Source organism: Pseudoduganella rhizocola (assembly GCF_045984285.3).
Taxonomy (GTDB): domain Bacteria; phylum Pseudomonadota; class Gammaproteobacteria; order Burkholderiales; family Burkholderiaceae_D; genus Rugamonas.
The window spans coordinates 424,144-436,336 of record NZ_JBJQIK030000001.1; the positions used below are offsets into that span (position 1 = coordinate 424,144).

A 12,193-nucleotide genomic window follows, 5' to 3' on the forward strand; every position below is an offset into this window, starting at 1 on the left:
GTCGCATGGGCTAAAACCCGCGCATTCCAGCGGCTAGAATGGCGGGGCGAGTTCAACGAGGAATTCAATGAGTTCTCCCCCATTCCTGCCATTCAACGCACCTCCCGTCGCGGAAGTCGGGCACGACCGCCGCCTGGTGCGCCGCTACCTGCTGCAGTCGGCGCTGCGCTTCAACGCCGGTTCGCTTTTGTTCCTGTCGCTGCCGATCGCGCTGCTGCCGCTCTGGCTGAAACTCGGGCCGGCTGCGGCGGGCGGAGTGGGGAGCCGCAAGCTGACCCTGTACATTGCCGGCTGCGTTGTGCCGGCGGTGGCGGTCTGGCTTGCGCTCATCTCCAGCGGGATCGCCCGCAACTTTCTTGCGCGGCTGGGCGAGGAGGGCAAGGCGCTGAGCGCCGAGGCGATGGCTTCCTCGGTGACGCGCAGCATCGATGCGCCGTTCAATCCCTATACCACCTTTGACCTGTGCACCGCGTCCTTGTCGGGGCTGGCCCTCGGCACTGCACTCGGCTATTCCGGCCCGCCGGCATTCTTCCACGACCCTTTCAAGGGCCGGATAGTGCTGGGCCGGCGGCGTCCATTCGTGCTGGGGCGCCACGTCGAGGTGAAGGTGTCGTCCGATCTGGGCCCCAGCTGCCACATCGAGGTACGCTGCCGCGCCGGACTGGCCTGGTTCCTCATCCAGCAGGGGGAGTCGCTGAAGGCCGCCGAGACAGTGTCTGCCCAACTGCGCCAGCACCTCGCGCGCCACGCCAGCGCGCTGGATGCGGCCCGGCGTGAGCGCGAACTGGAACGTACTTCGCTGCAGGCACGCCTCTCTGCCTTGCAGGCCCAGGTCGAGCCACACTTCCTGTTCAATACATTGGCCAATCTGAAATACCTGATCCGCACTGACCCACAGGCCGCGCAAGACATGCTCGACCACCTGGTCGGCTACCTGCAGAATGCGATGCCGGATATGCGCTCCGTGTCATCGACCCTGGGGCGGGAAATCGACCTTGTCACGGACTACCTCGCGGTGATGCGCATCCGCATGGGCGCGCGCCTGCGCTACACCGTCGAAGCCGCGGAGGAGTTGCGCAGCCTGCCGTTCCCGCCGGCGATGCTGATCTCGCTGGTGGAAAACGCCGTCAAACACGGTTTGGAACGGGCCAGCCGGCCGGGCCTGATCACCATCAGTGCAAGGCGTGGAAGCGGCGGGACGGGCGAGCTGCTGAGCGTGTCGGTGGTTGACGACGGGGTCGGCCTGACCGAACAAGCCGGGCAAGGCACGGGGCTGGCGAATATTGCAGAGCGCTTGCTGCTGCTATACGGGCGGAAGGCCAGCCTTTCTGTGGAGCCGGGCGACGGGCAAGGAGTACGCGTATTGTTGACCCTACCTATTGTCGGGAGCCACGCCTGATGCCACGCGCCCTGATTGTCGAAGACGAGCCTCTGCTGCGGGCAGAGTTGACGGACCAGCTGCGCGCCTTGTGGCCCGAACTGCAAATCGCCGGCCAGGTTGAAAACGGCATTGAAGCCGTGGCGGCCATCGATGCACTGAAACCGGACATCGTCTTCCTGGACATACAGATGCCCGGCCTCAACGGCATGGAGGTGGCGCGCCATATTCCCGAGTCGTGCCAGGTGGTGTTCGTTACCGCGTATGCGGACTATGCCCTGGCCGCTTTCGATGCCGGCGCGTCGGACTACCTGGTCAAGCCGTTGACGACCGCGCGCCTGCTGCAGACGATCCACCGCCTGAAGTCGCGCACGGCCGCGAGCCCGCCGCCGGCCTTATGGGAAAAGCTGTTTGAAAAGGAGGACGCACCGGTGTACCTCAAGTGGATCAAGGCTTCGAGCGGCCATTCGGTGCGGCTGGTGATGGTGAGCGAAGTGCTGTACTTCCAGTCGAGCGAAAAGTATACGCGGGTGGTGACGGAGAACGGCGATTCGCTGATCCGGCTGCCGATCAAGTCCCTGCTCGAGCAGCTGGATCCGCAGATGTTCGCGCAAATTCACCGCAGCGCCATCGTCAATCTGCAGGCCATTGACCGGATCGAACGCAATGAATTCGTGGCGCGCGGCGGCGCCGGGCTGGAGGTAATCCTGAAAGGCCGGACCGAGCGCCTGACCGTGAGTGAGGGGTTTGCCAGGCAGTTCCGACAGATGTAGCAGGGCTGCCCGTCTGCTGGCCGTCCTCGTCATCGTTCCACAAACTGATGTGAAAGGAAAAGAATGAAAAAGAAATGGATGGCCACACTCTCTTTGTCATCTCTGGCCGTGGCGGGGGCAATCGCAGGCACGCCGCCGGCAATGGAGCTCGATCGGGTGACCCGGTCGGAGGTCATCGATACGCTGATCGCCAAACTGAATTCCGACTACGTTTTTCCGGACAAAGCCAAACAGGCCGAAGCCGTCTTGCGCCAGCACCAGCGCGAGGGCAAGTACGATGGAATCACGGACGGCAAGCAGCTGGCCGAACAGCTGTCGGATGACATTGACGGCGTGATACATGACAGGCATCTGTCGGTAAATGCCAGCGCCCGCCCCGTGCCGCCAGATGATGCAGTACCGCCGCCACCCCAGACGCGGGCGGAGTGGGAAAAACAGGTGCCGCCTGCCGTGCTTGAAAGGGTCCGCGCATCAAACCTGGGCGTGGAAAAGGTCGAGCACCTCAGCCCTGATGTTGGCTACCTGCAGATTTCCTCCTTCGCGCCGGTTTTCCTCGTGGCCGACAAGTTCGCCGCCGCGATGAATGAACTCGCTGACACCGATGGCCTCATCATCGATCTGCGCAACAACGGCGGTGGCGGGGGCGACTCAGTGTCGCTGTTGATCAGCTATTTCGTTGACGGGCGTACGCGCCTCAACGACACCTGGGAACGTGCGACCGGCATCACCACGCAGTATTGGACGCAGGATAAGCTTGACGGCAAACGCTATGGCGGCAAGAAGCCGGTCCTCATCCTGGCAGGACCCAACACGAAGTCCGCCGCCGAGTCATTTGCGTACCAGATGCAGGCCCTGAAACGCGCCACCGTGATTGGCGAACGCACCTGGGGCGGTGCTAACGCTTCGCGCCCCTATCGCCTCGGCGAGCATTTTGTTGCATTTATCCCGAGCAGGCGTTCGATCAGCCCAATCACCCATACAAACTGGGAGGGCGTGGGAGTCGCCCCGGATGTTGCGGCAAAAGTTGACGATGCACTCGCGGCGGCCAAAGATTTGATGCAGCGGCAACTTAAGGGCGGCGCACCACGTGTTGCTACGGGGCGCTAAAACCTGAGGTGGTTACGAGCCGCCGGATCCAGCGCAGCGCGCCCTCCCGCAAGTTTTTGCTATGCTGAATGGCAATTTTTTTGGAGGGAGTCCGCATGCAAAAGCACATCATCGGCGCCGTGCTGCTCGGCCTTGCGCTGGCCGGCTGCCATAAGGAAGAGGAAAAACGCCTGAACGAAGGCCCGGCCGAACGGGCCGGGCGCGAAATCGACCAGGCCACGGCGAAGGCCGCAGTGGAGCTGGACAAGGCGGCCACGCACGCCGAACGCAATATCAACAAGGCGGCGGAAGTGATCGGCGAAAAGCTGGAGAAAGCCGGCGAGAAGGTGCAGGAGTCGGCACGCGAGGCGCGCGCCGAGGAAGAAGCGAAGAAGGCGAAGTAAGGAGCCGGGCACGCCGCGCACCGGACTGGGTAAGCTAGTTGCCGGCCTTGCGCGGCGCCTTGAGCGGGACGACGTTGCTGTGCGCATCGGCGGCCGGGGGGGGCACGCCGGGCGCGCCGCCCAGCACAACGCTCAGGTCCACGAAGCCTTCGCGCCAGGCGCGCTCCAGGTCCTGCTCAATATGCTCCATCGTGGTCTGGCTGAAGTTCGAGAAGCCATGCACGCCATACGCCCGGTTGCGGCCGTGCGCCTTGGCCAGGTACAGCGCCATGTCCACCAGGTTCACGGCGCGCTCCCATGGCAGCGGCGTGTTCACCGGAATCAGCGGGAAGGGCGCGAAGCCGACCGATACGTTCACATTGATCTGGGAACCGTGATACTCCAGCGACTGCGAAGAGATGCTGTAGAGGATGCGGCGCGCCACTTCTTCCAGTCCCGAACGCGGAATCGCCGGCAGGAAGGCGAGGAATTCCTCGCCGCCCCAGCGCACGATCATGTCGGTCTCGCGCAGCGCAATGCGCAGCTGCGCCGCAATCATCTTCAGCACCGCATCGCCTGCGGCGTGGCCGTGGGTATCGTTGATGTGCTTGAAGTGGTCCACGTCCAGCAGGAACAGGGCGCCCACCATATCGTCGCCGCCGCGGCGCTCCACCACATTGTGGGCACGCATGAATTCCTGGAAGTGGCGCCGGTTGTAGAGGGAGGTGAGCGGGTCCAGCGAACTTTGCTGCTTGAGCTCCAGGTTCTTCACCTCCAGCTGCGCATTGGCCTGGCGCACCTTGCGGTACAGCAGGCCGACGATGACGGCGACCAGGGCGAACACCACGGCCAGCAGCCACCACACACGCTGCTGCAGGCGGCGGTTATCCAGCTCCGCGCCTTTCACCAGGTTTTCGTGGCTCAGCTGGTCGATCTGGCGCTGCTTCTTTTCGGCTTCATACTTTTCCTGCAGCTCCAGCACGGCCTTGCGCCGCTCGTCCTCGAACAGTTCGTTCGACAGCTTGCGCTCGCGGTGATAGGCGGCGATGGCGGCTACGTGGTCGCCCGCACGTTCCAGGGAGGAGCCGTATTCCGAGAGAATGATCTGCAGTTCGGGCTTGTCGCCCAGTTTCTCGTAGGTGGCCAGGCCCAGTTCGAAACTCTTCTTGCCGTCGGCCACGCGGCCCATGCCGAGATAGGCCTGGCCGATATTGATGCGCGCCGTCGCCTCGGTGTGGGTATCGTGCAGCGAGAGGGCGGCGTTCAGCGACTCGGTGCCGAAGCGCAGGGCGCGCGGATAGTCGCCCTTCTTGAGGTAGATATCGGACAGGTTCACAAGCGTGGTGGCCACCATGCGCTGCGCGCCCAGCTTGCGCACCACTTCCAGGTTGTTCAGCAATGCGCGCATGGCGCGGTCGGTCTGGTGCGTGTCGATGGCCAGGCCGTATTCGGTGGTCAGGGCCAATGCCATGCGCCCCGGCGACTGCAGCTTGCGCACCACCTGCATGGATTCTTCCTGTACCGCCCAGCCCTTGTCGTACTCCTTGAGCTGCACATAGATCTGCACCAGCGCGTTCAGGGCGCTGGCCAATGGCGTGAGGTCGGATTCGATGCCGCGCGCGAGGTCCACCGCATGCTGCAGCTTGGGCAGCGCGTTCGGGAAGTTACCCTGTTCTGCGTAGCTCTGGCCGGAGGTAATGGTGGCCTGCACGCGCAGCGCCAGGTCATTGGTGGCGTTGGCGATGCGTTCGGCCTCGAATGCCAGCTGGTGCGAGGCTTTGTGCTCGCTCATCCTGGACAGCGTGTAAGCCCGGGCCAGCATGCCTTTCGCCAGCAGCACATTGTCCTTGCCGGCCCGCGCGAAGGAGATCAGCTCATCTGCAGCCTGCAGCGAGCGTTCGAAGGAATTGATGCCGCGCCAGGCATAGGCCACCTGGACCAGGTATTCGCCGTAGACGGCCGGCGAGGCGGAGCGTGCTTCGGCGTCGATTTTCTGGAGACGGGTCAGCGCCTGGTCCGGCATGAAGCGGACCTGTTCGCTGATCGAGGAGAGTTCCCGGTCCAGCGTTGTTTGCGCGAACGCGAGCATGGGCGCAAGGATGCAGGCCGCCGCCAGCAACCGAATGCCCCGCGAGATTCCTGAAACCGGTTTGCCTGCCAACTGGAGCTTCCTTCCGCTGCAATGTCCCGGAAATTATATGCCGTTGCAGATCAGAAAGTCCCGCCTGGTCCCAGATTTTCCCTAAAAACGCACAGTTTTTCGTGGCTTTCCGTGAATTCTTCGCTACTCAATTGTTTATTAGCCAGCTTTCCGCGCGCTTCAGGCCGCCAATTGCTGCAGCTGGTACAGGCGCTGGTACAAGCCCTGGTTAATCTGCATCAGTTCATCGTGCGTGCCCGATTCATCGATGCGGCCGTGATTGAGCACGACGATGCGGTCGGCATCGCGAATGGTGGAGAGGCGGTGGGCGATGGCGATAATGGTCACGCGGCCACGCAGTTCGTCCATCGCGCGCTGCACGATCTGCTCGGTGGCGCTGTCGATACGGGAGGTGGCTTCATCCATCAGCAGGATGCTCGGCTGGCCCGCCAGCGCGCGTGCAATCGCGATCAGCTGCTTCTGGCCGGAGGACAGGCGCGAGCCGCCTTCGCCCAGCAGGGTGTTGTAGCCGTCTTCCAGCGCGAGGATGAAGTCGTGGGCATGGGCAGCGCGTGCCGCCGCTTCAATGCGTTCCTGCGGCAGGCCGCGGCCCATGTCGATGTTCTCGTAGGCTGAGGCGGCCAGCAGGAAGGGATCCTGCGGCACCAGGCCGACTTCGCTGCGGAACTGCTCGGTGTCGATGTCGTCCAGCGGGCGGCCGTTCATCAGGATGCTGCCGTGCGGCGCCGGATAGTAGCGCAGCAGCAGCGACAGCAGCGTGGATTTGCCGCTGCCGGTGTGGCCGACGATGCCGAGGAAGGTGCCGTGCGGGATGGCCAGCGACAGGTCGTGCAGCACGCGCTGGCCTGCGATGTATTCGAAGTTCAGGTGGCTGATGGCGATGGCCGGCGTGGCCGCATCGTTGCTGGCGGCGGCCGGCAGCGCAGCCACGCCGGCCTTGCGGCGATGTTCCTGCGCGTCTTCTTCGTCCAGCAGCGTGGCCACGCGCGTGGTCGCAATCACCGACTGCTGCAGCTGGCTGAATTGCATGGTGATCTGGATCAGCGGCTCCACCACGCGCGCGATGTAGTTGATGAAGGCATACAGCACGCCCACTTCCACCGCGCTCATGGTGCGCTGGCCGAAGGCGAAGATCACGCCCGCCAGCAGCATCACGTTCAGCAGGTCAAGCGCGGGGCGCAGCAGCCAGGCATTGGCCTTGATCTCTGCCACGCGCTGCACATACTGCTGCTGGTTGGTCTTCGCAAACCGTTCGGTGAAGCGCTCGCCCGCATTGTTCGCCTGCAGCACGCTCATGCCGCCGATGGACTCCGCCATCTGCGCATTGATCTCGCTGCGCAGCTGGCGCGCCCTGGTGACAGCCGGGGCGCTCAGGCGCTGGTACATGAACACGATCAGCAGCACGCAGGGCAGCAGGGCCACCACGATCAGCATCAGGCGCCAGTCCAGCCAGGCCATGGCGCACACCATGCCGACCAGCACGATCGAATTGTCGAGGATGACGAACAGCACCTGGATGTACAGGCCCTTGACGGCTTCCGTGTCATTGGTGACGCGCGACACCAGCTGGCCCGTGATGGCGCGGTCGAAGAAGGCCATGGGCAGGCGCAGCACGTGGCCGTACACGCGCTCGCGCAGGCGCTGCACCGAGCGCATGGCCAGGCCGGACAGGCGCACCAGCTGCATATAGCGCAAAATGGTGGAGGCCCAGCCGGTGAGCAGCACGCCGCCCAGCAGCAGCCAGATATGCGGCCAGTCCAGATTGCGCGGCAGGATATGTTCGTCGATCAGCCTCTTGCCGAGCAGCGGGCCAAGCACTTCGAGTCCGGCCGCGCACACCAGCCACAGGAAGGCCCAGTACAGGTGGCGGATATCGGGTTGCGTAACGCTGTACAGCAGGCGCCATGAGCGCCTGGCGGCGCCCCGCTTGTCTTGGTTCTCAGGCTGCATCCAGGCTGGCCTCCAGTTGTTGATAGCGCCACTGGCTGGCGTACCAGCCGTTCAGCGCGAGCAGTTCCTCGTGCGTGCCGGCTTCGCTGATGCGGCCGTCGCGCAGCACCACGATATGGTCGGCATCCACCACGGCGCTCAGGCGGTGGCTGGCGATGATGGCGCTGCGGCCGGGATGGGCGCGGCGCAGTTCTTCCAGGTGTTCCAGGATGCGCGTTTCGGTGCCGGTATCCACGGCGGACAGCGCATCGTCCAGCAGCAGCAGCTCGTTGTCGGACAGCAGGGCGCGTGCAATCGCCACGCGCTGGCGCTGGCCGCCGGACAGGGTGATGCCGCGTTCGCCCACTTCGGTCTCGTAAGCCTGCGGGAACAGCAGGATATCGTCGTGGATCGCCGCCAGGTCCGCCGCGTGCTCCACCTCCTGCCGGCTGGCTTCCGGCCGCGCCAGGGCAATGTTCTCCGCAATGCTGGCCGAGAACAGGAAGGACTCCTGGGGCACCCAGCTGATGGCATCGCGCAGCGCCGCCAGCTTGTATTCTTCCAGCGCGTGGCCGCCCCAGCGCACCTCGCCCTGCTGCGGCGTGAGCTGGCGCAGCAGCACGCGCAGCAAGGTCGATTTGCCGGCGCCGGTAGGGCCAACCAGGCCGATGGTCTGGCCCGGCTGCACCGTCAGCGACAGGCCGCTCAACGCAAGCGCTGTCTGGCCCGGATAGCTGACCGAGACGTCGCGCAGCACCAGCTCGCCCGGCTGCAGCGTGGCGAGCGTGCCGTGGTCGTCGATGGACAGCGGCTCGTCCAGCATGGGCTGCAGGCGCGCCCACGCGGCGCGGCCGCGTTCGATCAGGGACATCACCCATCCTGCAGCGAACATGGGCCAGATCAGCAGGCCAAGGTACATGCTGAAACTGGTCAGCGCACCGATGGACAGCTCATTGGTCCACACCAGGTAGCCGCCATAGCCCAGCGACAGCACGGCCGCTGCCGACAGGGTCAGGCCGAACGCCGGCTCATAGGCCGCTTCCCAGCGCTGCGCGTTCAGGTTGGCCTGGGCCGCGTCACCTGCCAGCTCGGAGAAGCGCTTGCTGCTGCGCTGTTCCAGGCCGAGGGTGCGCAAGGTGCGCACGCCGGACAGCGTTTCCTGCACATGCTCGTTGAGGGAGCTGAAACGCTTCAGCGCGTCGGCCGACGCGGTGTGGATATTGGTGGAGATGCGCCAGAAGGCGTAAGCCATGATGGGGAAGGGCAGCAGCGATACCAGCGCCAGGCGCCAGTCCACGCCCAGCAGCATCATGGCCAGCACCAGCACCAGGGTGAGGGTGCCGTCGAAACCGGCCAGCGCGGCTTCGCCGGCGGCCATCTCGATGGCGTCGATATCGTTGGTGGCCAGCGCCATCAGGTCGCCGGTGCGCTGTTTCTGGTAGAAGGCCGGGCCCTGGCGCGACAGGCGGCGGTAGAAGCGGGTGCGCAGCTCCACGCCCAGCTGGTAGGCGGCGGAATAGAGCCGGATGCGCCAGGCCACGCGCAGGCCGTAATTGAGCAGGCCGACCAGCAGCAGGGCCGCGACCCCGGTCAGCAGCTCGTCGCCGCTGAGCCGGTTGGCCGCGAGGCCGTCGACCATGGAACCGATCTTGCGGGGAATCCAGATAGCGATAACGGCGACACCGGCCAGCATCACGCCTGCTGCGGCGTACGCGCGCCAGTGCGAACGTACGAAGCCGCCAATCAGCCTCGATAAACTCATGACATATCCTTGCAGTGAGCCCGCTAGGATACATCAATACGTCATTCCCCTTCGGCGGTCCGCCGCGCAGGCGGGAATCCAGGTGATCAGCCCCAGGCTCCCTCCTGGATTCCCGCCTGCGCGGGAATGACGAAAACAGCCGCTATTTCTTGGCTTTGGCGCTCACCGGCACAGCGGCAACCGCCTCCGAAACCGCCTTGGCGACGGCAGCGGGTTTGGCTTTCACCGGTCTGGACGCAGCTTCCACCGGGGCGGCGATGGCTGCAGCGGCGGCAGCTGCCGCATCGGCCACCGGGTCGGCGGCAGGCCTGGCTGCTTCCACCACCAGCGCGGCCGTTTCGGCGGGCGCCTGCAGCGCAGCAGGCCGGACCGTTTCAGCGGCGGCGCGGGCCGCGCCCAGCTGGGCCTTGGCGGTTTGCAGCAATTCGGCCTGGGTCTGGCTGGCGATGCTGAACAGTTCACGGCCATAGGCCAGCACCTTGTCCAGCGATGGCGCCTGCGCGGCGCTCAGGCTGATGAACTCGCTGGTATCCCTGGCGCCCAGCAGTTGCTGTACGGCATCGGTGCCCTGTTCGACGGACGCGCGCGCCGTGCTGACGTTCAGCGCGATGACTTTCTGGGCGCCTTCGAAAGCCTTGCTGGCGAAGCTGTTGAGGATATTCAACTGCGTTTCAAGCTGCGATTTCGCGGCCTGGGACAACTGCTCCGGAATAGGGAACATAATTTCTCCTGCAGAGGGTTGAAAATGGTGCGATGCAATAAGTTTATTCTAGCCATGAAGCGAAGGGAAGGAAAGCAGTTTTCGTTCGCGGCATAACATAATTAATGCAGTGCAACATTGCGTTTTATCATGATGTCTTTCCCATTGCGGGAAATGGCCGGCGGTGCCTACAATCGCTTAACAAATCAAGCGGAGACGATACCGATGGACGCAGTGATCCGTAACGCCACGCTCCCCGACGGCAGGCAGGGCATCGACGTTGCCATTGCAGCAGGACGGATCGCCGCCATCGGCCCCGCGCTGCCGGTGCAGGCGGCCTTGCAGATCGATGCCGACGGCGATCTGCTCACGCCGCCCTTCGTGGATGCCCATTTCCACATGGATGCAACGCTCAGCTACGGCCTGCCGCGCGTGAACCGGTCCGGCACGCTGCTGGAAGGCATTGCCCTGTGGGGCGAACTGAAGCCGGAACTGAGCCAGGAAGCGCTGGTGGAGCGCGCGCTGCAGTATTGCGACTGGGCGGTGGCGCGCGGCCTGCTCGCGATCCGCACCCATGTGGACGTGTGCGACGAGCGCCTGCTGGCGGTGGAGGCGCTGCTGGAAGTGAAACGCCGTGTAGCGCCTTACCTCGACATGCAGCTGGTGGCCTTCCCGCAGGACGGACTGCTGCGCAGCCCCGGCGCTTTCGACAATCTGAAGCGCGCGATCGCGATGGGTGTCGACGTGGTGGGCGGCATCCCGCATTTCGAACGCACCATGGCCGATGGCGCCGAGTCGGTGCGCCTGCTGTGCGAGTTCGCCGCGGACAAGGGCCTGCGTGTGGACATGCACTGCGACGAGTCGGACGACCCGCTGTCGCGCCACATCGAAACCCTGGCCAGCGAGTGCAACCGCCTTGGCCTGCATGGCCGCGTGGCGGGCTCACACCTCACCTCCATGCACTCGATGGACAATTACTATGTGAGCAAACTGCTGCCGCTGATCCGCGAGGCGGGCGTGGCCGCCATCGCCAACCCGCTGATCAACATTACCCTGCAGGGGCGGCACGACACTTACCCCAAACGGCGCGGCATGACCCGCGTGCCGGAGCTGATGGCCGCCGGCGTCGATGTGGCCTTCGGCCACGACTGCGTGATGGACCCCTGGTACAGCCTGGGCTCCGGCGACATGCTCGAAGTCGCCCATATGGGGCTGCATGTTGCGCAGATGACGGGCCAGCAGGCCATGCTGGCCTGCTTCGACGCAGTCACCAGCACGCCGGCCCGCATCCTCGGGCTGGAAGGCTACGGCATTGCCGAAGGCTGCAACGCCGACCTGGTGCTGCTCGATGCGGGCAGCCCGGTGGAAGCGATCCGCCTGCGTGCCGCGCGCCGCATGGTGATGCGGCGCGGCCGCGTGGTGGCCGAATCGCCGCGCGCTGCTGCGCGGCTGGCGCTGCCCGGCCGGCCCGCACAGGTGAACTTCCGCCTGCAGCGCAAGGTGCCTGCATGAGCGCCATTCTTGCCACGCCCCGCCTGACCCTGCGCACCATCGGTCCGCAGGATGCGCCTTTCTACCTGGAGCTGATCAACGACCCGACATGGATCGCCAACATCGGCGACAAGGGCATCCGCACGCTGGAAGGGGCGGAAGACAATATCCGCAGCGGTCCGATGGCGATGCAGCAGCGCCTCGGCTACTCGCTCTACCTGGTGGAGCGCCGCGCCGACGGCGAACGGCTCGGGCTATGTGGCCTGATCAAGCGCGACACGCTGCCGGACACCGATATCGGCTATGCCATCCTGCCGCGCTTTGCCGGGCAGGGCTATACCTACGAAGCGGCGGCCGCGGTACTGGCCTACGCACGCGACACAATCGGCCTGGAAAGGCTGCTGGGAATTACCTCGCCGCAGAACGAGGCGTCCAATTATTTGCTGCAGAAGCTCGGACTGAGATTCGTGCGCATCATTCACACCAACGACACGGACCCCGGCACGAACCTCTACAGCATCACCTTTTGA

10 protein-coding genes are annotated in these 12,193 nt (G+C 64.7%); 6 read left to right on the forward strand and 4 right to left on the reverse strand.

Translation table 11 applies throughout. The annotated features are described in order from the left end of the window. Positions 1 to 67: 67 nt before the first annotated feature. The 4 genes from ACJRPG_RS01995 to ACJRPG_RS02010 all read left to right on the forward strand — a co-directional run bounded on the left by ACJRPG_RS01995 (position 68) and on the right by ACJRPG_RS02010 (position 3,641). Positions 68 to 1,399: a sensor histidine kinase gene (locus tag ACJRPG_RS01995; protein ID WP_407998369.1), complete on the forward strand. Its 1,332-nt coding sequence runs from the start codon at positions 68 to 70 to the stop codon at positions 1,397 to 1,399. Next, the gene (locus tag ACJRPG_RS02000; RefSeq protein WP_407998370.1) at positions 1,399 to 2,151 is read left to right on the forward strand and encodes a LytR/AlgR family response regulator transcription factor; all 753 of its coding nucleotides are present in this window, start codon (positions 1,399 to 1,401) and stop codon (positions 2,149 to 2,151) included. The genes ACJRPG_RS01995 and ACJRPG_RS02000 overlap by 1 nt, the downstream gene beginning before the upstream one ends. Before the next feature lie 63 nt (positions 2,152 to 2,214). Continuing rightward, positions 2,215 to 3,258, forward strand: a complete 1,044-nt coding sequence (locus ACJRPG_RS02005; RefSeq protein ID WP_407998371.1) for a S41 family peptidase — start codon at positions 2,215 to 2,217, stop codon at positions 3,256 to 3,258. Positions 3,259 to 3,353: 95 nt separating this feature from the next. Further along, complete coding sequence (locus ACJRPG_RS02010) at positions 3,354 to 3,641, forward strand: hypothetical protein (RefSeq protein WP_407998372.1); 288 nt, start codon at positions 3,354 to 3,356, stop codon at positions 3,639 to 3,641. A 34-nt stretch (positions 3,642 to 3,675) separates the two neighbouring features. Here the strand turns inward: ACJRPG_RS02010 and ACJRPG_RS02015 are convergent, their stop codons facing one another. The 4 genes from ACJRPG_RS02015 to ACJRPG_RS02030 all read right to left on the reverse strand — a co-directional run bounded on the left by ACJRPG_RS02015 (position 3,676) and on the right by ACJRPG_RS02030 (position 10,193). Next, on the reverse strand, positions 3,676 to 5,709 hold the full coding sequence (locus ACJRPG_RS02015; RefSeq protein ID WP_407998373.1) for a tetratricopeptide repeat-containing diguanylate cyclase: 2,034 nt from the start codon (positions 5,707 to 5,709) through the stop codon (positions 3,676 to 3,678). A 231-nt stretch (positions 5,710 to 5,940) separates the two neighbouring features. After that, positions 5,941 to 7,731 carry an ABC transporter ATP-binding protein gene (locus tag ACJRPG_RS02020; RefSeq protein WP_407998374.1) on the reverse strand — a complete coding sequence of 597 codons (1,791 nt, stop codon included), beginning with the start codon at positions 7,729 to 7,731 and terminating at the stop codon, positions 5,941 to 5,943. Further along, positions 7,721 to 9,472: an ABC transporter ATP-binding protein gene (locus ACJRPG_RS02025; protein ID WP_407998375.1), complete on the reverse strand. Its 1,752-nt coding sequence runs from the start codon at positions 9,470 to 9,472 to the stop codon at positions 7,721 to 7,723. The genes ACJRPG_RS02020 and ACJRPG_RS02025 overlap by 11 nt, the downstream gene beginning before the upstream one ends. Before the next feature lie 142 nt (positions 9,473 to 9,614). Next, positions 9,615 to 10,193: a phasin family protein gene (locus ACJRPG_RS02030; RefSeq protein WP_407998376.1), complete on the reverse strand. Its 579-nt coding sequence runs from the start codon at positions 10,191 to 10,193 to the stop codon at positions 9,615 to 9,617. Positions 10,194 to 10,397: 204 nt separating this feature from the next. On the opposite strand from ACJRPG_RS02030, the gene ACJRPG_RS02035 reads away from it, so the two are divergent. After that, positions 10,398 to 11,684 carry an amidohydrolase family protein gene (locus ACJRPG_RS02035; protein WP_407998377.1) on the forward strand — a complete coding sequence of 429 codons (1,287 nt, stop codon included), beginning with the start codon at positions 10,398 to 10,400 and terminating at the stop codon, positions 11,682 to 11,684. Further along, entirely contained in the window at positions 11,681 to 12,193 is a 513-nt protein-coding gene (locus tag ACJRPG_RS02040) for a GNAT family N-acetyltransferase (protein ID WP_407998378.1), read from the forward strand. The genes ACJRPG_RS02035 and ACJRPG_RS02040 overlap by 4 nt, the downstream gene beginning before the upstream one ends.